Annotated in this window: 21 protein-coding genes; 1 reads left to right on the top strand and 20 read right to left on the bottom strand. The window is 59.2% G+C overall.

All coding sequences use genetic code 11. The features are described 5' to 3' along the window. Positions 1-83: 83 nt before the first annotated feature. The 4 genes from H3V08_RS02600 to H3V08_RS02615 form a co-directional block, all read right to left on the bottom strand. A complete protein-coding gene (locus tag H3V08_RS02600; RefSeq protein ID WP_033490050.1) occupies positions 84-617 on the bottom strand; it encodes a ClbS/DfsB family four-helix bundle protein in 534 nt (177 codons plus the stop codon). Between the two features lie 57 nt (positions 618-674). Next, entirely contained in the window at positions 675-1,184 is a 510-nt protein-coding gene (locus H3V08_RS02605; protein ID WP_045921258.1) for a zinc ribbon domain-containing protein, read from the bottom strand. A gap of 244 nt (positions 1,185-1,428) precedes the next feature. Beyond that, entirely contained in the window at positions 1,429-3,558 is a 2,130-nt protein-coding gene (gene der, locus H3V08_RS02610; protein WP_198181503.1) for a bifunctional cytidylate kinase/GTPase Der, read from the bottom strand. Next, on the bottom strand, positions 3,555-4,328 hold the full coding sequence (locus H3V08_RS02615; protein ID WP_033490054.1) for a pseudouridine synthase: 774 nt from the start codon (positions 4,326-4,328) through the stop codon (positions 3,555-3,557). The genes der and H3V08_RS02615 overlap by 4 nt, the downstream gene beginning before the upstream one ends. Positions 4,329-4,513: 185 nt before the next feature. Between H3V08_RS02615 and H3V08_RS02620 the strand changes: the two genes are divergently transcribed. Continuing rightward, positions 4,514-5,647, top strand: coding sequence for an MIP/aquaporin family protein (locus H3V08_RS02620; protein WP_198181504.1), 1,134 nt, complete (start codon positions 4,514-4,516; stop codon positions 5,645-5,647). On the opposite strand, the gene H3V08_RS07480 is transcribed toward H3V08_RS02620, so the two are convergent. From H3V08_RS07480 to thrS, 16 genes are all read right to left on the bottom strand, one after another. After that, complete coding sequence (locus H3V08_RS07480) at positions 5,644-6,030, bottom strand: DUF3017 domain-containing protein (RefSeq protein ID WP_231570907.1); 387 nt, start codon at positions 6,028-6,030, stop codon at positions 5,644-5,646. The genes H3V08_RS02620 and H3V08_RS07480 overlap by 4 nt on opposite strands. 274 nt (positions 6,031-6,304) lie before the next feature. Next, entirely contained in the window at positions 6,305-7,678 is a 1,374-nt protein-coding gene (locus H3V08_RS02630) for an NAD-dependent succinate-semialdehyde dehydrogenase (protein WP_198181505.1), read from the bottom strand. 146 nt (positions 7,679-7,824) lie between these two features. Beyond that, positions 7,825-9,426, bottom strand: a complete 1,602-nt coding sequence (gene purH / locus H3V08_RS02635) for a bifunctional phosphoribosylaminoimidazolecarboxamide formyltransferase/IMP cyclohydrolase (RefSeq protein ID WP_198181506.1) — start codon at positions 9,424-9,426, stop codon at positions 7,825-7,827. 21 nt (positions 9,427-9,447) lie between these two features. Continuing rightward, complete coding sequence (locus tag H3V08_RS02640) at positions 9,448-10,953, bottom strand: cell division protein PerM (protein WP_198181507.1); 1,506 nt, start codon at positions 10,951-10,953, stop codon at positions 9,448-9,450. Then, positions 10,950-11,876, bottom strand: a complete 927-nt coding sequence (sucD, locus tag H3V08_RS02645; protein ID WP_198181508.1) for a succinate--CoA ligase subunit alpha — start codon at positions 11,874-11,876, stop codon at positions 10,950-10,952. Before sucD ends, H3V08_RS02640 begins: the two co-directional genes overlap by 4 nt. Beyond that, positions 11,876-13,084 (bottom strand): ADP-forming succinate--CoA ligase subunit beta, encoded by a 1,209-nt coding sequence (gene sucC, locus H3V08_RS02650; RefSeq protein WP_198181509.1) that lies wholly within the window; start codon positions 13,082-13,084, stop codon positions 11,876-11,878. The genes sucD and sucC overlap by 1 nt, the downstream gene beginning before the upstream one ends. A gap of 21 nt (positions 13,085-13,105) precedes the next feature. Beyond that, entirely contained in the window at positions 13,106-13,690 is a 585-nt protein-coding gene (locus tag H3V08_RS02655) for an adenine phosphoribosyltransferase (protein WP_198181510.1), read from the bottom strand. Between the two features lie 134 nt (positions 13,691-13,824). Continuing rightward, positions 13,825-14,262: a preprotein translocase subunit YajC gene (locus tag H3V08_RS02660; RefSeq protein ID WP_232340082.1), complete on the bottom strand. Its 438-nt coding sequence runs from the start codon at positions 14,260-14,262 to the stop codon at positions 13,825-13,827. Positions 14,263-14,333: 71 nt separating this feature from the next. After that, on the bottom strand, positions 14,334-15,338 hold the full coding sequence (gene ruvB / locus H3V08_RS02665) for a Holliday junction branch migration DNA helicase RuvB (protein ID WP_198182095.1): 1,005 nt from the start codon (positions 15,336-15,338) through the stop codon (positions 14,334-14,336). A 58-nt stretch (positions 15,339-15,396) separates the two neighbouring features. After that, positions 15,397-16,008, bottom strand: coding sequence for a Holliday junction branch migration protein RuvA (gene ruvA, locus H3V08_RS02670; protein ID WP_198181512.1), 612 nt, complete (start codon positions 16,006-16,008; stop codon positions 15,397-15,399). 54 nt (positions 16,009-16,062) lie between these two features. Next, entirely contained in the window at positions 16,063-16,644 is a 582-nt protein-coding gene (gene ruvC, locus H3V08_RS02675) for a crossover junction endodeoxyribonuclease RuvC (protein ID WP_033497028.1), read from the bottom strand. Between the two features lie 4 nt (positions 16,645-16,648). Beyond that, positions 16,649-17,404, bottom strand: coding sequence for a YebC/PmpR family DNA-binding transcriptional regulator (locus H3V08_RS02680; RefSeq protein WP_033497026.1), 756 nt, complete (start codon positions 17,402-17,404; stop codon positions 16,649-16,651). A gap of 130 nt (positions 17,405-17,534) precedes the next feature. After that, entirely contained in the window at positions 17,535-18,740 is a 1,206-nt protein-coding gene (locus H3V08_RS02685) for a glycosyltransferase family 4 protein (protein ID WP_198182096.1), read from the bottom strand. 38 nt (positions 18,741-18,778) lie between these two features. Continuing rightward, positions 18,779-19,777: a phosphatidylinositol mannoside acyltransferase gene (locus H3V08_RS02690; protein WP_198181513.1), complete on the bottom strand. Its 999-nt coding sequence runs from the start codon at positions 19,775-19,777 to the stop codon at positions 18,779-18,781. 6 nt (positions 19,778-19,783) lie between these two features. Then, the gene (pgsA, locus tag H3V08_RS02695) at positions 19,784-20,458 is read right to left on the bottom strand and encodes a phosphatidylinositol phosphate synthase (protein ID WP_033490076.1); all 675 of its coding nucleotides are present in this window, start codon (positions 20,456-20,458) and stop codon (positions 19,784-19,786) included. Between the two features lie 14 nt (positions 20,459-20,472). Further along, on the bottom strand, positions 20,473-22,527 hold the full coding sequence (thrS, locus tag H3V08_RS02700; RefSeq protein WP_198181514.1) for a threonine--tRNA ligase: 2,055 nt from the start codon (positions 22,525-22,527) through the stop codon (positions 20,473-20,475). Positions 22,528-22,565 lie beyond the last annotated feature (38 nt).

Raw genomic sequence — 22,565 nt, forward strand, 5'->3', positions numbered from 1 at the left:
GAGACGCTGTTTGAGATTCAATTTCAGCATGGAAAAGGGCCGAGACCTTGCAGTCTCGGCCCTTCGCTGTCTGCGATTCGATCCTATTTCAGAGACCGAGCATACTTCCTGATCTTCTTCAGGGCCCACTCATAGTGGCTTGAGACATTGGAGACGAAGGCAGTGCCGAGGGGGTAGTTGCCGGTCCAGGGGAAGTATCCAGAGGTGAAGAGCTCCTCGTTGCTGAAGGAGTTCATCAGATCCATGACCCGACGGTGGGTACCCTTAAGCAGATCAAGTGCCTGGGAGTAGGTGGTGTCCTGGTGTTTCTTCCAGAACTCCTGATTCATCTCGCCGTAATTGCGCCAGTTGTAGCCATCGGGCAGGAACTCCTTGCTGATGCCCTTCTGGTTGCTCTCGACCCAGTCCAGGAGCAGGACCTGCCACTCGTACAGATGAATCAGCACGTCCTTGATGGTACGGTCACGCTTCCAATGGGCTTCCTTCTCCTTGGTCACATCAAAGTGGAATTCACCATTGAGCTCTTCGCCGTTCATCGAGTCCAAAAGAGACATGAGCTTGTCGAAGTTCGTGGTGCTTGCTGTAACCAGCTCGTCCTTGGTCCGGGGCCTTGGCATGGTTCGTATATCTCCTTAACAGTGGATTGAAATCCGATGGTGTCTTCTGTTCGGACCTCAGCAGTCCTTGCAGTCTTTTTGAGAGTTTGATTCTTGATGATTCTCATGGTGCTGTTGCTGCTGATGCCAGCGCTTCAGACTGGGAATGAAGGCGCCAAGATAGGAAATGGCCACTTCAACGCTTACGCCGGTTGCTTCGGCAAAGAAAGGAGCGGTCGACTCGATAAGTTCGTACATGCACTCCTGGGTGAAGGATCCGCAGTTATAGCACCACTGGCAGTAATCAGAGTCCGGTTTCCCGTCACTGTCCTTGCCGTGCTCTGTGCCTGGTGCGGAGAAGGCCGTACCGCAGGACTGGCAGACGGGCTCATCCGGAATCTCCAGGAGTTTCAACACCGGTACATCAAGTACCGAAGAAATCAACTTAACCATATCGATACTGGGTGTGGTCTCCCCTGTTTCCCATCGTGAGACCGCCTGTCGGGTGACATAGAGTCTGGCGGCCAAATCGGCCTGGGTCATGTTTGCTGCTTTGCGCAGTTCGGGAAGTAGGTCCTGTATCGGCATTATCGGTCCTTTGAATTACTCTGCTCGGCACTAGGCCGGCTTTAGACTATTTTATCAGTACTCATCAAGGCTGTCAGCATCAGCAACAGTTCGTTGCAGGCCCTGTACCGCGACTGCGAGAGGGTGAAGGTGACAGGCTTGGATAGGCGCAAATGGGGTCTACCGCGAAAACACGGAAAGGGTCCCCTGCCGACCCACAGGCCGGACCGGGGACCCCGTCTTTACGTTCGTTCTAGATAGGGGCTTACTTCCGCTTCTTCTCGCGGATATGAACCGATATCTGGATTGGCGACCCTTCGAAACCGAACTCCTCACGTAGACAACGCTCCAGGTAGCGGCGGTATCCGTGCTCCAGGAATCCTGTAGCGAAGATAACGAACCGCGGCGGTCTGGTTGAGGCCTGGGTGGCGAAGAGAATCCTTGGCTGCTTCCCACCCCTCAAGGGGTGGGGATGGGCGGCCTGAACCTTGCCTAGGAAGGAGTTGAGTTTGCCTGTGGGAATCCGTTGGTCCCATGATTCCAAGGCGGTGCGCATGGCCCGGGCCAGACGGTTGGTGTGCCAACCTGTCTTTGCCGACAGGTTGACCCGCTCGGCCCAGGTGACACGATCGAACTCGGTCTCCCAGAGTCGCTCCAATCGCTGACGCCCGAAGTCGTCCAGGAGATCCCACTTGTTGAAGACAAGCACAATGGCCCTGCCTGCATCCACGGCCTGGCTCATGACCTTCAGATCCTGGTCGGCGATGGGCTGCGAGGTATCGAAAAGGATGAGGGCCAATTCGGACCGCTCGATGGCCGCCTGGGTACGCAGGCTGGAGTAGTACTCGGCACCTGAGATCTTGTGGAGGCGACGCTTGATGCCGGCGGTGTCGATGAAGAGCCAATCCTCACCGTCCACACTGACCACCTCGTCGACAGGGTCCCTGGTGGTGCCGGCAAGGTCGTGAACCACTGCCCGTTCTTCGTGCGCCAGCTGGTTGAGGAGGGATGACTTGCCTACGTTGGGCCTGCCCACAAGAGCGACCCGACGCAGTCCCTCAGGCGTAAGGAAGCCTGAAGTCTTGTCGGCCTTCTTCAGCTGGTCAAGGGCGGCATCAAGGAGGTCGCCGACCCCTCTGCCGTGCATGGCTGAGATGGCATAGGGTTCACCCAATCCCAGTTTCCAGAATTCGGAGGCTGTATAGTCCGCCATCCTGTCATCCAGCTTGTTGACGGCCAGAACCACAGGCTTACCGGATGCTCGAAGCATCTTAACGATGCGTTCGTCACTGGCCGTCAAACCCACCTGACCATCCACTACCAATATGACGGCATCGGCAAGTCCCACTGCGACCTGAGCCTGTGAGGCGATGGCGGATTCGATACCCTCCACATCGGATTCCCACCCACCGGTATCGACCAGTTTGAAGTCGGTCCCGGCCCACTCCGCCTCGTAGCTGACCCTGTCGCGGGTGACACCCGGGGTGTCCTCCACAACGGCGGCACGACGACCGAGAATCCTGTTGACCAGGGTGGACTTGCCGACGTTGGGCCTTCCTACGACGGCCAGGACACCGACCGGTCTGGGAGCGTCCTCATCGGACTTCGTATCGCCCGACCCAGCCAGGAGGGCGCGATCCTCCTCGCTCAGCTCATACTCGTCAAGGGCCTGGGCGTACTGGTCGAAGGAATCCTCCTCCATGACACCGGAAACGAGATCGATCAGAGTATCCAATGTCTGCTCAAAGGTCATGTCGGAGTTGTCGACCGTGGTGACTCCTGGAGCGGCGTCGGTGAATGAGGTGACCTTGGAATCCTTGGCATCCCTTGCAGCAACATTGTCGGAGTCGGTGCCGGCCCCGGATGCGGTCTGTCCGGATCTGCGGGCCTCACGGACCTCTTCGCGAGCCGTAAGGAGGACGCGGACCTGGGCATCGGGTGCCACCACTGTGGTGATGTCACGTCCCTCGGCCACGATGCCGCGGCCCTGGGCTATGGACTCTTCCTGGCCCTGTTCGGCGATGATGGCCTGTTGGGCGGCAATCAGCACCCGTCGGACGGAGGGAATTGAGGAAACCGTCGAGACGTGCGACGATACCTGACTGGAACGAATCTCACGACCGACATCCTCACCGTCCAGGCTGACCTTGGGGTCGTCGGGGTCCAATCCCATTTCCAGGTGCCCATCCGTGATGGAGGCTGCTACGGCTTCGGTTATGGCTTCCTGGTCCGGTCTGTCGGTATCAAGGTCCATCCCCTGCCTGATGCACCAGAGGGCGCTGGCCCGGTACATGGCTCCGGTGTCCAGGTATGCCAGGCCGAAGTGCTTGGCCAGGGCACGGGAGGTGGATGACTTGCCGACTCCGGCAGGTCCGTCGATGGCTACGGTGATCACAGACCCACCTCCTTGTCGAGGGACTTGATTTCGGCCGGTGACAGGACGCGATAGGACCCAGGCCTGACCTCTCCGAGTTTGATGGGGCCAATCTGGGTGCGCACCAGGCGGATGACGGGAAAACCGATGGCTCCGAAGATGCGCCTGACGATCCGGTTCTTGCCGGAGTGGAGCACGACCTTGACCATGGTGTGCTCCCTGTTGTGGTCGACGATGGCGCAGTGGTCGAGGCGAATCAGGCCGTCGTCCAGCTCAACCCCCTGGCTGACCAGGCGGCGGCAGACGTTCCCGCCGATGTGGCCTTTCAGGGTGACCATATAGGTCTTTTGGACCTCATACTTGGGGTGCATGACATGCTGAGCCAGCTCCCCGTCGTCGGTCATGAGGATCAGCCCCTCGGAATCGTAGTCCAACCGGCCCATGTGGAAGACCCGCTCGTACCTGTCGCCGATGATGTCGCGGAGGGTGAAGCGGCCCTTGGGGTCGTCCATGGTGGAAAGGACCCTCCGAGGCTTGTTCAGGGCCAGGGTGACGTGTTTGTCGTTCAGATGGATACGGGATCCATCAACGCGGACTTGCTGGTGTTGAGGATCGACCCGGCTGCCCAGTTCGGTGACCAGTTCACCGTCGACTTCGACCCTGCCTTGGGTGATGATCTCCTCGCACTTGCGGCGGGATCCGAATCCGGCCTGGGCCAGAATCTTCTGGAGGCGAATCCCCTCCTCGTCGTTCTGACGTGCGCGGATGGCTTGTGAATATGGATGTGGCATCGTTCTCCCAACGTGGCCTGTCTGAAAAGACATGTGACTTGCATAGGAAAGCCCCGAACAGGGCTGGTGGCCAGACCAGGCAAGAGGACCGGTAAGACCTCGATATAGTATAACGGATGGTTGTGATGTCTTTCGAGTAGTATTGCTCACGCCACAAGTGACTAGTCTGATAAAAGGTAGGGGAAATGAACGTGGATCCAACCGTAGAACCGCTTGCCCAGCAGCTCGGGCAGAACAACACGGCAGAGGAGACCAACGAAACCAAGGGAACCGCCGACAAGCCGTCCGGCAAGGTCGGTTTCCATGCCAGGGACATCAGATGGATCAGGGTTGGAGCGGAGTTTGCCGGCACTCTCCTGATTTGCCTGGCACTCTACCTGACCTTCACGTTCAGCCAGATTCTCCTGGACGTTCCCACGGTGACCCTTCCCGTCATCGGCACCGCTGTGATCTACATCGTGGTCACCGCCATGCTGGGGTCAATCTCAGGTGGGCACTTCAACCCCGCCGTAACAGTGGCTGCCATGTTCACCTCGCAGATTTCGGTGATTGACGGCATCCTTTACATCGTTTCCCAACTGGTGGGTGCCGTCTGTGCGGCAGCGGTCCTGATCGGTTTCGTTCCGTCCAACGAGACCTTCCCCGCCAAGACCTGGCTCATGTTTACTGTGAACGGCTTTGGATCAGGCTCCCCCACCGCAGCCACGCTTGCCCAGCACCACATCTCCTTCGGCACGGGCCTCGCCATCATCGTCGAGCTGGTCGGCGGTTTGCTTGTCGTCGGTACAGCGGTAGCCACGCTCCGCAAGGACGGGCGGCCGCATAAGAACCATGCCCTCTATACCGGCCTTGCCTACGGTGCCGGCACCCTCATCACCTACCCGATCACCAATGCCGGTCTGAACCCCGCTCGCTCCACTGGCATCGCCGTCTTTGCCCAGTCCAAGGATATGGCTGTTTCTCCGCTGTCCCAGCTCTGGCTCTTCTGGATCTGCCCGCTTCTGGCGGCCTCCCTGGTGGCATTGATTGTCATCCTGTCGGGCATCGTCACCGACGGTCTGCGCAACCGCGCTCGGATCGCCGAGGTTTCTGTAGCCGAGAACGAGGAAATGGATCCTTCTGACGAGTCGCAGGATAAGGGCAACGATGACACCAGTGTGGCGTCTGACCCGAAGTCCGTTGCAGAGGAAGAAAAGGACGCATCAGAAGTGACAGCCGCTGGGGCGACGGTACATCTGCACTCCTCCGAGGTGGATTCCTACCTGAATCGTCTGAAAGAGGACCAGCAGGCCAAGGCTTCCTCAGACTCGGAAGACTAAAGCAGGAGCTGGATACTCAGATAGGTCAGAAGGAGCCCGACTCCCAGGCAGATGCCGATGAAGGAGTCGAAAGCGACCGACCTGACCTTCCAGGGGCTTTTCTTCCTGAGTATCAGGCGGAGTACTCCTGATACGATGGCCGCGACGGACACAATGACCGTCGCGGCCATCGTATTTCCGGATATGGCTACCAGTGCCGATGCGATGACAACAAGGAAGATGACCCCCTCGAAGATGGGATGCCCCTCATGCGACTCCGAAACGAAAGGATGTCCATGCGACTCCCGGTTCGGCGTTCTCTCAACTTCATTCGCCTGCTCGCGACCTTGTACGGAAGAGGTCAGAGCCCCGGAGTCTGCATGCTGCGCCGCCGATTTCATCATTGGCCTTCCTGTGATATCGCTTTTTCTTCTCCGCAGTCTACCAACCTGTGCCAACAGGGTACCCCTCCCCTACGCGGCAAGTTCAGGAAGAATGGAACAAGGAATGGCCCCCGGTTACGATTCACCTGGCCGCCTGAGCGTATTGAAGGACGGTTCTTGGTGCGATCCCGGTTCTTCGCATAGAAGATTCCCGGACCGAGCGAATCAACAAAAGGTGTCAACGCCCCGCGAAGGACGTTGACACCTCTCTTATAACGCTGGATCAGTTGTTCAATCAGTGGTCGTGGTCAAAAATGAGATGCTCGTTGGCGAAGGTGTCAAAGCCCAGACTGTAGAGCTCTCTTCCATAGCCGGAGTTCTTGATCCCGCCAAAGGGCAGTTCCGGCACGGTCACCCAGCCGCCGTTGATGAAGGTCATCCCGGTCTCGATCCGACGGGCCAGCTCATCGGCGTGCTCGATGTCCTGCGAGAAGACCGTTCCACCCAGGCCGTAGCTGGAGTCGTTGGCCAGTTCGATGGCCTCGTCTTCGGAATTGACCTTGTAGATGGTCGCCACAGGTCCGAACATCTCCTGGTCGTATGCCGGATTGTCCTTGGTGATGTCCGTAAGGATGGTAGGCATCAGGAAAGCCCCGGGGGAATCGACAGGTTTGTTTCCGTACGCGACCTTGGCGCCGGCTGCGACGGCCTGATTCAGCTGCTTCTGGAGGCCATCGCGAGCATGGGTCGTGCACATGGGGGCCATGGTGGTCTCAGGGTTGCTTGGATCACCCATCACCAGTTTGGAGAAGGACTCCACCATCATGGAGACAAAATCGTCGTACTTGTCGGCCATGACGATGAAGCGCTTGGAGGCGCAGCATACCTGGCCTGCATTCATCAGTCTGGCACCCGGCGCCACCTTCCTGAGGAGGTTCCAATCGGCATCATCCAAAATGATGAAGGCGTCATTGCCGCCCAGCTCCATGGAGGACTTCTTCAGGTGCATCCCGGCCGACTTGGCCACTGAGGCCCCGCCGCGCTCCGAACCAGTCAATGCCACACCTGCCACCCGCTTGTCCGCGATGGCCTTGTCGACCTGATCATAGTTGATGAAGAGGTTGGTCAGGCTGCCCTCGGGTGCACCGGCGCGCAGAACAGCGTCCTCGAAGGCCCTTGCCGAGGCGGGTACATTGGAGGCGTGCTTGAGGATCATCGGGTTGCCCAGGATGAAGTTGGGGGCAAAGACCCGCATGATCTGGTAGTAGGGGAAGTTCCAAGGCTCGACCATGACCAATACGCCGGTGGCCTGTTTGACGTAATAGGCCTTGCCTGCGGGGTTGTCCAAAGGAGTCGGTTTGAGCAGGTCTTCGGCCTTGTCGGCGAAGTACTGGGCGATGTTTGCACAGAGCTCAACCTCTGCCCGAGCTTCGGTAATCAGCTTCCCCATGTCCTTGGTCAGATTTGCGGCAAGGGCATCCTTTTCCTGACGGAAGATATCCGCTACCCGGCGGAGCTGCCCGGCACGTTCCGAGGCACCATCCTCTCTCCTCCAGCGCTTGTAGAGGGCATGCCCGGTCGCCAGGGCATCCTCCAGGTCCGCATCAGTGGCATCGGGATAGGTCTTGATGAGCTCATTCGTATACGGGTTTACGGTCTGATATGTCACCTTGGTCTCCTTTGAGTCATAGGCATCCAGCAGCTTCCTCGCTGACAGTCCACTTATCCTATCACCGTAGCCTCATCGGGAGGGTGTATGTCGGGGTATAACAAGCGGGGGGAAGGGACGCCTGCCCTCCCCCGCTTTGATGCGCTTCAGTGGAAGAAGTGTCTGGTTCCGGTAAGGTACATGGTCATGCCGGCTTTTTTGGCAGCCTCGATGACCTCTTCGTCCCTGATGGATCCACCCGGGTGGACTGCAGCCACCACTCCGGCCTTGGCCAGGTATTCCAGACCGTCGGCGAAGGGGAAGAATGCGTCGGAAGCCGCAACGGAGCCCTTGGCACGGTTAAGGCCCTCGGCCAGGGTGTTGGCCCTCTCTACAGCCAGATGACTGGAATCGACTCGGTTGACCTGGCCCATACCGATGCCCACGGTTGCACCATCATGGGCCAGAAGGATGGCATTGGACTTGACTGAGCGAATGGCGCGCCAGGCGAACATCAGGTCGTTCATGGTCCGGTCGTCGGGTTCCGGGCCGGAAACCAGTCGCCAACTGTCCGGGTTGTCACCCGGGGCGTCAATCAGATCTTCGGACTGCACCAGGACCCCTCCGTCGATGGGACGCAGGAATGGCAGATGTCGGGGCGGACGCTCTACCTTGAGGATACGCAGGTTCTTCTTGGTTTTGAGGAGGTCAAGGGCCTCGTCCTCGTAATCCGGGGCCACGATGACCTCGGTGAAGATTGGTTTGACCTGTTTTGCCATGGCAAGGGTGACTGGGCGATTGGCGGCGATGACTCCGCCGTAGGCGCTCATGGGGTCGCAGGCATGGGCCTTGAGGTGGGCTTGAGCGATAGTCTCGCCGATGGCCAGACCACAGGGATTGGAGTGCTTTACCACGGCCACGGCAGGACGGTCGGCGAAGTCCCAGACCGTACGCCAAGCCGAATCCGCATCCACGTAGTTGTTATAACTCATGGCCTTGGCTCCACCCAGTTGGTTTGCGGAGGCAAATCCTGTTCGATCCAGCGGATCAAGGTATAAGGCGGCATGCTGGTGGGGGTTCTCTCCGTACCGGAGCTCATGTGAGAGATTCCAGGTCCTGGTCAGATTACCGGATGCAACGGTCTGGCTTGAACTGTCTTCTGCAGTACAGGTCCAGTGTTCCGCGGTCCACTCTGCGATTGCGGCGTCGTAGGCTGCCGTCATGGCGAAGGCCTTTGCAGCGAGTGCCTGGCGCTCAGCGAGGTCAAAGCCGGTGCCGGAACTTACGCGGTCCGCAGCCAAGGAGTAATCCGCGGAGTCGGTGATGATGGCAACACTGGCATTGTTCTTGGCAGCTGCGCGGACCATGGCAGGGCCGCCGATGTCGATCTTCTCCAGGCAGGAGGCAGGGTCTGCACCCGAAAGGACAGTTTGAGCGAAGGGGTAAAGGTTGACTACGACCAGGTCAAAAGGCTGAATCTTCAAATCCTTGAGTTGGCGGGCATGATTGGGGTTGGTCATATCCGCCAGGATGCCTGCGTGGATGTGGGGATCAAGTGTTTTGACGCGCCCATCGAGGCTCTCCGGGAATCCTGTCACCTTTTCGACCGGAGTAACCTGAACCCCCATCGCTTCCAGTGCTGTAGCCGTGCTGCCTGTGGAAACGACCTGGGTGCCGGCTTGGACAAAGGCCCTTGCCAGCTCCTCTAGTCCCTCTTTTTCATAGACCGATACCAATGCCCTGGCGATTCTTCTGGTGGTGTCAGCCATGGCTCTCCTTCGATAGGTTGGTTATTGGTTTTCCTGACTGCTGGACCTTGCGCTTCGGGTACTGCTCGCGGTTCGAGGGTGATTGGGCTTTTTCCCGGTGGAAGTGACGCGACGGGAAGCGTTGCCGGATCCTTCCCGGTGATCGGATTGCCCTTCGTTCGTTTTCCTTTTGCTGTTTTGACTGCGATTTTCCGGGAGGTCTTCTGACGAGGCATCAGTTGCTGGTTCATTGTCCTCGTCCTGTTCTTCGGTATCGCCATCCCAAGTCGCCATACCGTTGACCAAGGCGCCATTCATCTGGATGTGCGATTGGACCTGCTTCCACAACACCAGCAATGATCCGGACAGGATGGCAAGAACCCAGCTGGTCATAAGACCCATGCCCAGGGAGGTTGCGATCATTTTCATGGAAGCGGGTATCGAGACACCAACTGATGCGAGGCGCTCCGTGCCGAGTGATCCATTGGAGAAGAGGAAGCCCAGCCAGGAGATGATCAGGCAGGTCATCCAGGCCAGGACCATGGACAGGGTGGACTGGAGGAAATGACTGATAACGGTCCAGGAGAGTACGCCGTGCTCGCGAACTGCAGTGAAGAGTCGGTGGTTCCGTGAGCCCAGGAGCAATAGGACACCCAGAACAAGCCCGGCCAATAGTGGGATGTTGAGGAGGAGTGTCCTTACACCCTGGTCGGCAACGGGGTCGGGGAAGAGACCAAAGAGCGGTACGGAAGGAAGGCTCTTGGCATGCCCTGACCAAAGAGTGAAGGAGGCCAGTTCTCCTATGGAGAACCCGTCACCCATAAGCCAGGAATAAGCCCAGATCACCAGGGTCGGCAACCAGGCCAGTGAGGCGATGGAGGTGACGACGGAAGATGCTGGTCCCATCCGAGCCAGGTTGAAGAGCTTGGCAACGGCGCCATGGTATAAGACAACCCAACAGATTAAGGCGATCAGTCCAGCCGCGAGGAATAGACCTACCAGTGCGGCACCCCACGATAGACCCAAGCGAACTGAACGACGCAACCAGGTGGGGATTCTCTCCTGAACAACGCTCTCCCACCAGGTATGAAACTCCTTGGACGTCACCACGGCCAGGGCATAGCCGGATAGGAAGACCAGGGCGGCCTTGAATATGATGACTGGCGTGGTGTCCACCTGAATCGTCTGCGTGCCCTGGAGGATGACCAGGTTCAGGATCATCCATGTCAGGGTACCCAGACAGCAGCCGCCCACAGATAGGCCGCGCCAGGAGACCAGGGCTTTGATCAGCCACAGCAGACCGATGGTCAGCAGAAGAGGCATGATGGTCAACGTCAAGGACCCTGCGGCGAAGCCCGCTCCCTGGGTGAGTAGAATCAGCGTCTCGGTAAGAGGGACCGTGGCAATCGACAGGGAAGGACCGCCCTCCTCTATCGAGATGATGAGCAGCATCAGGGCCATGCACGCCCCTAGGGTCACAGCGTAGATGGACATGGCGAGGAGGGCCTCCAAGGCTCCCTTACCCCAGGTCCTGAGACGTGCGATCATATGATGCCATGCTCCGAGAGTACGGTCCTGGTCAGTTCAGCGGTCTGGCCGGGTGTAGTGCCGACCTTTATGCCGATGGATTCCAGCGCCTCTTGCTTGTCTGCGGCAGTTCCCTTGCCGCCGGATATGATTGCTCCTGCATGGCCCATCTGCTTACCTTCCGGGGCCGTGAATCCGGCGATATAGGCAATAATCGGCTTGGTCATATGGGTGGAGGCCCAACGGGCGGCATCCTGCTCGGCCGTGCCACCGATTTCGCCAATCAGAACGCAGGCCTTGGTCTCCTCGTCCCTGTTGAAGGCCTGGAGTGCTTCAAGGATCGTCGTGCCCACGATGGGGTCGCCGCCTATGCCCAGGCAGGCGGTGAATCCGATGGAGGCCAGCTCTCCCATCAGCTGATAAGTCAGAGTGCCGGACTTGGAGACCAGACCGATTGGCCCGCGTCCCACAATCCCGTCGGGGATGATGCCCAGATTGGTGCCTTTTGCGTCTGTCCGCGACGGCAGGGTCATCAACCCAGGGCAGTTGGGGCCTACGATGCGGCAGCCCTTGTCGTGGGCCAGAGCCACACAGTATGCCGTATCCGCTACGGGGATACCTTCTGTAATGACGACAATCAGGGGAATACCCGCGAGGATGGCCTCAACCATGGCATCCTTGGCGAACCTGGGCGGCACGAAGATGACCGAGGCGGCGGCATGTGTGGCAGCGACGGCTTGGGCACAGTCGGCGAAGACCGGGACCTGTATGACGGTGGTACTGTCAGTCGCGGCGAAGTCGACGCTGGTTCCGGCCTTGCGGGGGTTGACCCCTCCAACGATCCTGGTCCCTGCCTGAATCATCCTGGCGGTGTGGACCATGCCTTGGTGCCCGGTCATCCCCTGGACGATCACCGGCGCTCCGTCATCAATGAACAGGGCCATCACTCACCCTCCTTGGAATCGGAAGCTGTGCTGGCTTTGGCCAGGCGGACAGCCTGGGCTGCGGCCTCCTCCATGGTATCCGCCACTGTAAGGCGGGAATCGTGGCTCTCTGCGATGATGCTCAGCCCTTCCTGGGCTGCGTTGCCGTCAAAGCGGACCACAATGGGCCTGGGGTCGTCCCGGTGGGAAACTGCCTGCACGATCCCCTGTGCGACCTGGGCGCACGAGGTGATGCCACCGTAGACATTGACCATAACGGAACGCACTTGGGGGTCGGACAGAACCACATCCAGGCTGGTTTCCATGACCTGGGCCGAGGCACCACCTCCGATGTCGAGGAAGTTGGCGGGCTTGATTGCGGTTCCCTGCTCTTTACCTGCTCCGGAGACCGCGTCCAGAGAGCTCATGACAAGACCGGCTCCGTTTCCGATTACTCCGACCTGACCGTTGAGATGTACGTAGTGCAGGCCATTTTCCTTGGCCTTGCGCTCATAGGGATCATCCTGGTCACTGTCGGAGAAACGAGCCCAGCCATCATGGCGGAAGGCCGCATTTCCGTCCAAAGAGATTTTGGCGTCCAAGGCATCAAGGTGCTTGGTCGATTCATCGTCCGGGTCACCGACCTTGGCCAGAGGATTGATTTCCACCAGTGTGGCATCACACTCCTGGAAGGTCTCCCACATATGAAGAAGGATGTCGGCGGCCTGGTCCAAATCGGCATGATAGAAACCGATGCGACCAGCCATGGCTTTTGCGGCCTGACGGTCGAAGACCTCCAGGGGGCTGATGTGCAGGCGCTTGACCGACTCCGGGTGTTGTAGGGCGACCGCCTCAACCTCGGTTCCACCGTTGGCAGTGGCGAGGACATCGTAATCCCTTGAAGCGCGATCCACGGAGATGGACACGTAGTACTCATGCAGGATGTTCTCAGCCTTGGTGATCAGGACTCCCCTGACCGGATGACCGGAAATGGTCATGGGAAGAATCTGCTCGGCCAGTTGCATGGCTTCTTCCCTATTGTGCGCACGCTTCACGGCACCGGCCTGACCGCGATGGCCAATGGTGGCCTGTCCCTTGACCATACAGGGGTAGCCGATGGTATCCGCGGCCTCTCCGGCCTCTTCGACTGTGGAGGCATAGACGGCACGCGGTTGGGGAATCCCGTGCTCCTCAAGCAGCTGCCTGGCCTGGTACTCATAGAGATCCATGGGTCTGCTCCTCCTTTGCGATCAGGCCGGCATATTGAGCAGGCTGGATGCCGGGTAAGACCCCAGAGCTTCGCGGCCTTTAAGGCCATTGAGTTCCATGACAAAGCTGAACCCTGCCACTTGACCCCCAGCCTGCTCAATTAGGCGGGCGGCGGCCTGGGCGGAGCCACCCGTGGCAATGAGGTCGTCGACTATGAGGACACGCTGACCGGGCTGAATGCAGGACTTCTCTATCTCGATTCTGGCATTGCCATACTCAAGTGAGTACTCCTGGGACAGGGTTTCAGGAGGGAGCTTCCCCTCCTTGCGGATGGCCAGGAACCCCTTGCCCGTCTTGGCGGCAAGCTGAGGCCCAATCAGGAATCCTCGGGCCTCCAGTCCGGCAACCAGATCGAACTGATCGACAGGAACCGGAAGGGTCTTCTCCATGGCATCGAGCAGGATGCCCAGGCCGCGTGAGTCAGAGAGCGCGGGGATGAAGTCCCTGAAAAGAATCCCCTGCTTGGGGAAATCGGGTATGGTGCGAATCAAGGAGATGAGATAATTGGCGTCGCTCTCGCCTACAACCTCGAGCTGTCCGATTTCAATATCGCCAGAATGAGCCATGTTCTTCTTTCTGTCTCGCTCCTTTGAACTGATAAGACTCTGTAATCATACCTGTTCGATGTCACACGAGGCGTTTTTTAATCGACAAACCCTGTAATGGCAGTTGTCACTGCTCGGATAGGTTCAGCAGAAGCCTACTCTCGGGAATCTGCAGATGTGGTCTTGTCGGTGGAATCCTTGGATTCGTCGTCGACCTTGTCTGCCTTGAAACTCTGCTCTGACGAATCAGACGGGGAGTCATCCTGCTCGTTTTCAACTTCTGGCAGGGGATTGCCCTCCTCATCGACCTCGTCGTCATGCACATATGCAGGGACAATCGGCGGCTTGGTGATGGCTTGGATGCGCCAACGGGACAGGGAGCCTTCGGAGTCTATGACCACCTGCTCCTTCTCTTGGTCCACCGAAGCGATCTTCCCCAATAGTCCGGTGCTGGTGGCCACCTCGTCGCCGGGCTTCAGAGACTGGCGAAAGTCCTGGATGGCGGTTTGCTGCTGCTTGCTCTTGCGGCCACTAACCCACATCATCAGAATCATCAGCGCGATGATGACAATCATAAATAGCATGGATTCCATAATTCCTGTCGACTCCTCATATTGTGGCCGGAATAAACAGTCGGCCATGCATACTGTCTGAAATACTTAGTCTAAAACAGCTTCATGACATCCTTGGCGGGTTTTTTACCCAAGTGTTCCCATGCTTTAGGAGTGGCAACGCGGCCCTTGGGGGTTCGTACCAGGAAGCCCTCACGGACCAGATAGGGTTCGCAGACGGTTTCCACGGTCTCGGACTCCTCCCCCACCATGGCAGCGAGATTGTTCAGGCCGACAGGTCCCCCGTCAAAGCTATTGACAATGGCCTTGAGAACTGCCATATCCAGCCTGTCCAGTCCCTCGGAATCAATCTGGTAGAGCGCGAGGGCCTCCTTGACGTCATTCGGACCAACGGAGGGGAGATCGTGGACGATGGCCCAGTCTCGGACCCTTCTCAGCAATCTGTTTGCGATTCGGGGTGTGCCCCGGGACCTTAGGGAGAGCTGGCGGGCGGCATCGTCCTCCAGGGAGAGGCCCAGGACCGAAGCCGAACGCTCGATCAGTTTTTCCAATTCCCCATGGGGGTAGAAGTCCAAATGGGCCGTGAAGCCGAACCTGGCCCTAAGCGGGGAGGGCAACATGCCTTCACGGGTGGTGGCGCCGATGACCGTGAACCTGGGCAGGGTCAGGGGAATCGACGAGGCGCCGGGACCCTTGCCCACCATGACATCGACACGGAAGTCCTCCATGGCTATGTATAAGAGCTCCTCCGCAGCCCTGGGCAGACGGTGAATCTCGTCGATGAAGAGGACCTCGCCCGCCTCCAGTGAACTCAGAATGGAGGCGAGATCACCCGCATGTTGGACAGCAGGTCCCGATGTCACCCGAATCGGGACCTCGAGCTCATGCGCCACAATCATGGCCAGGGTTGTCTTGCCCAATCCGGGAGGACCTGCAAGGAGTATGTGGTCGGGGGCAACGTCCCGCTTGACGGCGGCTTCAAGGAAGAGCTTGAGCTGGGCTTTAAGCCTGGGTTGGCCAATGAAACCCGATAGGGAATCCGGCCGCAGCTCCTCATCACTGACTGGTTCCCCCTCAATGGGTCTGGCCGAAACCATGCGGAGGGATTCCTCGTTGGCGTCCTCGTTTGAGGGCTCATTCGACAAGATCGGCACGTCAGCGCCCCCTATCCAGGAGGGTCAAGGCCTGCTTGAGGACCTTGGGGACATCCTGCTTGCTCAGTGGCATCGGGAAATCGTTCTCCTTGCAGACCTTGTTGACGGCTTGCTCGGCATCGTGCTGCTGCCACCCAAGGGAGACAAGACCCTCGACTACCTGTCGACTGCCTGAATCGATGTTCTTACGGGGTTGAGTGCTTCCGATACTGCTGATGTCCAGTTTTCCTGAGAGCTCCAGGATTATCTTCTGGGCACCTTTCTTTCCCAGGCCCGGTGACCGAGACAGGGCTGTGGAATCGCCGTCCGCCACGGCCTGCGCCAGCTGGTCCGGGGTAAGGGTCGAAAGGATGGAGAGAGCCACACGTGGGCCGATGCCGCTCACCTTCTGCAGCTGGATGAAGAGGGTCTTGGAGGAACGGGAGAGGAACCCATAAAGAGTCACGGAATCCTGGGAGATGTTCAAGGAGGTGAAAACCGTAACGGTCGATTCCGATCTCATTGACCCAAGGTCGGATTGGGGCATACGGACCTCATACCCCACCCCGGATACGTCGATGACGGCGCATCCCGCCTCGATGGCGGACACACGTCCTGTCAGCATAGCCAGCAATTAATCACCTCTACGGTTGTTGTCCCAGATATTCGAACGTCTGTTCGAATCAGCTTACATTCCTCTGTGGACTCCCCCATGATTGCCCTGTCGCGCGGCTGCCCGTGCCCACTGACGCTGTGCGGGTGTCAAGTGTTCCTCCCGCTCCCCGCCCTGTAGGGCTCCTGCTGGCCGGAGCGCGTGACAGATGGCCTGAGCCAGGGCATCGGCCGCATCAGCCGGTTGCGGCAGCCTGTCCAGCTTCAGTATCCGTGCAACCATGCGCTCAACCTGTATCTTCTCGGCCTGCCCATTGCCCGTCACTGCCATCTTGGCCTCGGTCGGCGTATGGAGGGCTACAGGGATGCCACGTTGAGCGGCTGCCAACATGGCCAGTCCTGCGGCCTGGGCTGTTCCAAGAACCGTATTCCGGTTGGACTGCGCGAAGACCCGCTCGATGGAAACGACATCGGGGCTGAACCGGTCGATCTTGTCGCTCAGGCCGTTGTATATGGCCAGCAGACGCAGGTCCTGGGACAGGTCCGGGTCGGAGCGGACCACATCGACGTGAATAAAGGAAAGCCGGCGCGATGCACCGGCTTCTATAACGCCGACGCCGCAACGGGTAAGGCCCGGATCGACGCCGAGAACAATCACTGATTCACTCTTCGTCCAGTTGGGACAGGACGTCGTCAGGGGCGGTCCAGTTGCTGTAGATTTCCTGAACGTCGTCAAGATCGTCCAGATTGTCAATCAACTTGGAGACCTTGCGGGCAGAATCGAGATCCAGGGAGACCTCGTTCTTGGGGTTAAGGACCAGGTCGGCGGAATCGTAGTCGATTCCTGCGTCCTGAAGGGCCTTGCGGACCGCGACCATATCGCTGGGGTCGGTCAGGACGGTGAAGCTCTCACCGTTGTCTTCGACATCCTCGGCACCTGCCTCGGCGGCCTTCTCGAAGACCGTATCGTAGTCAGTGCCCTCAGCGGGGACCACAATCTGACCCTTGCGCTCGAAGTTGAAGCTGACGGACCCGTTCTGGGCCAGGGAGCCGCCACCCTTGGTCAGTGTGGAGCGAACCTCTGCCGCAGCGCGGTTCCTGTTGTCCGTCAGGCACTCGATGATGATGCCTACGCCGGCAGGAGCATAGCCCTCATAGACGATGGTCTCGTAGTTGGCAGCCCCGGCCTCCTCACCGGAACCGCGCTTTACGGCCCTGGAGATGTTGTCGGCGGGAACGGATGACTTCTTGGCCTTGACGATGGCATCGTAAAGGGTCGGGTTGCCGTCGGGGTCACCGCCACCGGTACGGGCGGCGATCTCGATGTTCTTGATCAGCTTGGCGAAGAGCTTTCCACGCTTGGCGTCGATGGCTGCCTTCTTGTGCTTGGTGGTGGCCCACTTCGAATGCCCTGACATATGACTCCTGACGGTACGAATGCGTAAACGAATGGAATTCTAATTTGGCTCTTTGACAATCATAAAGGTCGAGAGGGCCGGGTGCCAACTGTCTTCGCTCTGGGAAATGCCCGGTTCGACGGTGTCGTGTTCACTTCCCGAAATGTTTCTTCAAAGGGTTCCATCCCCTGCTGCCGGGAGCCTCTTCTGCAAGTGCCTGGGCGTATACCTCGAGCACCTGCTCGGCCACATGGTCCCAGTCATAGTCCAAGGCACGCTCCTGGCCCAGTCTTGACAGATCACGCCGGGTGTCGTCCTGACCGATGAGTTCGAGGACCGCCCGTGCGCAGTCCATGGGGTCGCCATTGGTGAAGAGCCTGGCCCTTGTTCCCTCCTGGGAGACGTCCCGGAAGGCCTGGAGGTCCGAAGCCACAATGGGGCAACCGGCGGCCATTGCCTCGGTCAGGACTATTCCGAAGCTCTCGCCGCCGGTCTGTGGTGCCACGTAGGCGGTCAGACTGTGGTAAAAGGCGGCCTTGTCATCGTCGCTGATTCTTCCCAGGAAGGTGACATGGCTGAGCAGACCGGGATCGATCTCCTCGAGCATCCGCCTTGCCTCAGCCTCCCCGTCTCCGGCGCAGAGGAACCGGGCATCGGGTACGGCATCGAGAATGGTCGGGGCCGCCTGGGCAAGGATACGGAATCCCTTGCGGTCTTCTTTCATTCTGCCCAGGAAACCTATGGTGGGGGCTCCTGGTCTTCCCTGCCAGGCGGGTTTGGGGGCGGCATCGCGGAAGAAGCCGGCATCGATGCCGTTGGGGATGATCTGCGTATTGGTACGGTCCGTCAGGATGTGCTGGGCGGTCTGCATGGCTGACCTGCTGACGCAGATGGCCTGGCTGATTCCGGACAGCCGTGAGCGCAGATAGGGCTGGGTGAGCCTCATGGCCAGCGGGTAGGTATCGAAGGAGGCATGGAAGGTGGCCACGCAGGGACTATGAAGGAAACCCTTGATTAGCGGTTTGTGACTAAGGCTGGGCACCTCGGGCTCGTGGAGATGGAGAATGTCGAAACGCCCCTGACGCACCCACTGACGGGTGACGCGGCCAGCGGACCCGAAGTAGCTGAGATTGGCCACCGATCCGTTGTAAGGCACGGAGAATGAAGACCCCGTGGTCTGCACCCAGAGGGGCATGTCGTTGGTTCTTCGCCCCGGAGCCAGGACCTGGACGTGGTGTCCGCGCTTCAAGAGCTGCTGGGCGAAGTCTCGTATGTGGAGTTGGACCCCGCCTGGGGTTTCGAAGGAGTAGGGAGAGATGATACCGACCCGGAGATGCCGGCCTTCAAGGGGATCCATCCTGGTGGTATCCGGATTCGTGTTTTCCTTGGTTGCACTCAAGACCGGTTCCCCCGTGCCTTTCCCCGCCTCAGCTCTACTTCGGCGGATATGTGTTCAGGTACCGCGTGCATCCGCGACAGATCAAGGTCATCGATGAAGATCGGCTGGAGCATATGCCAGTCCTCAGGATGTTCCATGATACCGCGCGACCACTGGTCCACCCAGGCCTGGCTGAGCTCTTGGACGGCCTGGTCTCGTGGAAGACCTTGGAAGGCATCGGTGTCTATCGGGCCGTCGATCGAACAGATGTAGCCCAGGGGCGTTCCGGCCTGATGCCTGCGGTCACCGGTCAATCGTTCGCGATACATGTTGACCGTGTACAGGGGAAGGTGGGAATCCAATGCGATGACGGCAGGGCCAGCCGCCACTCGAATCCAGGAGTCAAATGCCCTGACGAAGACCCCGTTTCGGCTCAGATCACGGTCGGCGAGGAGGGGAACCACCTGTTCAGGACTCGCAAGTGTGTCCGACAACCGCTCCGTGATGCCATGCTCTCCGGTAAGTATGATGTTGATCCCCAGATCACGGCGAATCTGGGCGAAGGTCTCCAACAGCTCCTCGTTGGACAGACGTTCGGCAACGGTAGTGACGGGGCCGACAGCCCTGCCTGCCCAGAACCCGGCATAGTCCCAATTACCCTGGTGACCCATGCCGATAGGCACTGAGCGGGATTCAATCATGGTCTTGGCTGGCTCGGGATACCCGGTCCCTGCTGGTCTGATTCGTGCCTTGAGCTGCTCTGTCGTCCTGGCGCCCACGGTCAGCGCCTCGGAGAAGTACGTGAAATAGGACCGCATGCCCCGTCTGCTGATATGTCGAAGCTGTTTCCTGCCTACTGGTCCCACTACATGGGCCAGATTGGCCTCAAGCTGCCTGACCCCACCGACATGCAGAAGCCAGGAGACATCGGCCGCCAGGAGGAAAAACCCCCGCAGAAGGGTTTCAGGTATCCAGCGGGCATACCTCGCAGTCAGGATCAACAAGCGGTCCAGCATATGGCCTCACTCGTGGCTGGGATCGGCAGGTTGTGGATTCTTGCTCATGGCACGGTTGACAAGACTGATCCGCTGCCAGACCGTGACGATGCCGAGAAGAGCGAGAACCACCAGGAAGCAGCTGAGGACCGCCAAGGGGAGGCCAGCACCGGTCAGGGCCATCCCCACCAGAATGATGACCAGACGGTCGGACCGGGTGGCGATGCCGTTCTTGGCTTCGAAACCCTCAGCCTCGGCTCTGGCGCGGGCATAGGAAGTGACGAAAGAGGTCATGATGGCGAACAGGGCCGCAGCCATACCGATCTGCGCCCATACATCAGGTCCATGATGGGTCGGATCCGAAGCCCAGAGCACCTCATGACGGCGCAAGTAGATGATGACACCGGCCAGGACCGCCCAGTCGGCAATCCTGTCCAGGGTGGAATCCAGGAAGGCCCCGAACTGTGTGCCGCCACCGGTCAGTGCGGCCACGGACCCGTCCAGGGAGTCGAACGCAACCAGAACGGCCAGGACCACTGCACCGGGCAGGAGCCACCCGGTCAAACCTGTGGCGATTGCCACCACAACGGTACCGACAGCGCCGATGATGGTTACCCCGTTGGCACTGATTCCAATCCGTACCAGCCCCCTGGCTATCGGTGCGATGATGCGCTTCCAGGGGCCACGTAAATGTTCGAACATGGTTCGGTCCTGCCTCAGTCCTGCTGCGAATCCGTGGCGGATGTCTGCGAAGTGAAGTCGTCGACTGAATTGATCAGTGCCCGTGCCCTGATGGCCTCGGCAATCCACTTGCGGGCGGAGTCAACCGGGACTCCGTTGAGTTGGCTGCCGTCACGGAAGCGGAAGGACACCGCGTTCCTGGAGACATCCTCCTCGCCGGCAATCAGGATGAATGGAGCCTTGGACTTGGAGGCGTTACGGATCTTCTTGCCGAATCTGTCGTCGGAGCGGTCGATTTCGCAACGGACCATATCGTCCCTGAGTTCCTCTAGGAAGGATTCAAGATGCGGGGCGAACTCGTCGGCCACGGGAATGGCCTGCACCTGGACAGGGGCCAGCCACGCCGGGAAGGCGCCGGCATAGTGCTCCAGGAGGATGGCGAAGAACCGCTCGATGGATCCGAAGAGGGCCCGGTGGATCATGACCGGACGTTGATGGGAACCATCGGCCGCAACATACTCAAGCTGGAAACGTTCGGGGAGGTTGAAGTCCAGCTGGATGGTCGATACCTGCCAGGTACGCCCTATGGCGTCGCGGGCCTGGACGGAGATCTTGGGGCCGTAGAAGGCGGCGCCCTCGGGGTCATCCACCAGTTCCAGACCTGAGTCCTTCGCCACCTGGGCGAGGGTGTTGGTGGCTTCCTCCCATACCTCATCCGATCCGACGAACTTGTGCGGGTCCTTGGTGGAGAGTTCCAGGTAGAAGTCGTTCAGGCCGAAGTCCTTGAGTACCTTCAGTACGAACTGGAGCAGGCTGGTCAGCTCCCCCTTCATCTGCTCCCTGGTGCAGTAGATGTGGGAGTCGTCCTGGGTCAATCCCCTTACACGGGTCAGACCGTGGACTTCGCCGGACTTCTCATACCTGTAGACCGTGCCGAACTCGAAGAGCCTGAGCGGCAGTTCCTTGTATGAGCGCTGGCGGGACTTGAAGATCAGGTTGTGCATGGGGCAGTTCATCGGCTTCAGGTAGTAGTCGAACCCCTGCTTGGTCACCTGCCCTTCCTCATTCTGCTCCTCGTCCAGATGCATGGGAGGGTACATGCCGTCCTTGTACCACTGCAGGTGCCCGGAAATCTCGTAGAGATGCCCCTTGGTGATATGCGGGGTCTGGACGAAGGAGTACCCGTTGCGGCGGTGCATCTGGCGGGAGTAGTCCTCCATGGCGTTGATGATTGCGGCACCCTTGGGATGGAAGACCGGCAGGCCGGAACCGATTTCGTCCGGGAACGAGAACAGGTCCATTTCGGCGCCCAACTTGCGGTGGTCGCGCTTGGCGGCCTCCTCCAGCCGGGCCAAGTATGCCTTCAGGTCCTCCTTGGAGGCCCAGGCGGTGCCGTAGATGCGCTGAAGCATGGGATTCTTCTCGTCGCCACGCCAGTAGGCCGCGGCCGTACGCATCAGTTTGAAGCTTTGAATATAGCGAGTATTGGGCAGGTGGGGCCCGCGGCAAAGGTCCGTCCACACCGTGTTCCCGTCACGATCGAGGTTGTCGTACATGGTCAGCTCACCACCAGTGGCTACCTCTGTGGCTTCCTCACCGCTGATTTCGGCCTCCTTGGCCCCTATCAGCTCCAGTTTGTAAGGCTGACCCTGTTCTTCGGCACGGGCCTCTTCCTCACTCACCACCCGCCGCTGGAAGCGCTGGGAGGATTTGATGATCCGCTTCATCCGCTTCTCGATCTCCTTGAGATCGTCGGGAGTGAAGGGCTGCTCAACATCGAAGTCGTAGTAGAACCCGTCCTTGATCACCGGGCCGATTCCCAGTTTGGCATCCGGCCTGATTTCCTGGACAGCCTGGGCCATGACATGGGTCGCGGAGTGCCGCATGATGGCCAGTCCGTCCTCGCTGGCCAGCTCGATGGGCTCAACTGAATCACCATCGTGAAGGGGGGTATAAAGGTCGCGCGGTTGCCCATTGATTCTGACCGCAACGATGTCCTTGTCATCAGCAAATAGCTGGACACCAGTCAGATCCGCTGCCACCTCCTTGTTTTCACCGCTCAACTGTATGGAGATGTTCGACTGCGTCATGAATGCCGTCCTTGCTATCGGAGCCCGCGTTACAGGGT

Origin of the sequence: Bifidobacterium sp. M0307, from assembly GCF_016100445.1 — a bacterium.
GTDB lineage: Bacteria > Actinomycetota > Actinomycetes > Actinomycetales > Bifidobacteriaceae > Bombiscardovia > Bombiscardovia coryneformis.

Excerpts from the sequence above, each read along its gene's own strand:
- H3V08_RS02660 (WP_232340082.1), bottom strand. The coding sequence starts at position 14,262 with ATGGAATCCATGCTATTTATGATTGTCATCATCGCGCTGATGATTCTG.
- H3V08_RS02680 (WP_033497026.1), bottom strand. The coding sequence starts at position 17,404 with ATGTCAGGGCATTCGAAGTGGGCCACCACCAAGCACAAGAAGGCAGCC.
- H3V08_RS02615 (WP_033490054.1), bottom strand. The coding sequence starts at position 4,328 with ATGCCACATCCATATTCACAAGCCATCCGCGCACGTCAGAACGACGAG.
- H3V08_RS07480 (WP_231570907.1), bottom strand. The coding sequence starts at position 6,030 with ATGATGAAATCGGCGGCGCAGCATGCAGACTCCGGGGCTCTGACCTCT.
- H3V08_RS02655 (WP_198181510.1), bottom strand. The coding sequence starts at position 13,690 with ATGGCTCATTCTGGCGATATTGAAATCGGACAGCTCGAGGTTGTAGGC.
- ruvB (WP_198182095.1), bottom strand. The coding sequence starts at position 15,338 with ATGGTTTCGGCCAGACCCATTGAGGGGGAACCAGTCAGTGATGAGGAG.
- sucC (WP_198181509.1), bottom strand. The coding sequence starts at position 13,084 with ATGGATCTCTATGAGTACCAGGCCAGGCAGCTGCTTGAGGAGCACGGG.
- H3V08_RS02600 (WP_033490050.1), bottom strand. The coding sequence starts at position 617 with ATGCCAAGGCCCCGGACCAAGGACGAGCTGGTTACAGCAAGCACCACG.
- H3V08_RS02620 (WP_198181504.1), top strand. The coding sequence starts at position 4,514 with ATGAACGTGGATCCAACCGTAGAACCGCTTGCCCAGCAGCTCGGGCAG.
- thrS (WP_198181514.1), bottom strand. The coding sequence starts at position 22,527 with ATGACGCAGTCGAACATCTCCATACAGTTGAGCGGTGAAAACAAGGAG.
- purH (WP_198181506.1), bottom strand. The coding sequence starts at position 9,426 with ATGGCTGACACCACCAGAAGAATCGCCAGGGCATTGGTATCGGTCTAT.
- pgsA (WP_033490076.1), bottom strand. The coding sequence starts at position 20,458 with ATGTTCGAACATTTACGTGGCCCCTGGAAGCGCATCATCGCACCGATA.
- sucD (WP_198181508.1), bottom strand. The coding sequence starts at position 11,876 with ATGGCCCTGTTCATTGATGACGGAGCGCCGGTGATCGTCCAGGGGATG.
- H3V08_RS02605 (WP_045921258.1), bottom strand. The coding sequence starts at position 1,184 with ATGCCGATACAGGACCTACTTCCCGAACTGCGCAAAGCAGCAAACATG.
- H3V08_RS02685 (WP_198182096.1), bottom strand. The coding sequence starts at position 18,740 with ATGGATCCCCTTGAAGGCCGGCATCTCCGGGTCGGTATCATCTCTCCC.
- H3V08_RS02690 (WP_198181513.1), bottom strand. The coding sequence starts at position 19,777 with ATGCTGGACCGCTTGTTGATCCTGACTGCGAGGTATGCCCGCTGGATA.
- H3V08_RS02640 (WP_198181507.1), bottom strand. The coding sequence starts at position 10,953 with ATGATCGCACGTCTCAGGACCTGGGGTAAGGGAGCCTTGGAGGCCCTC.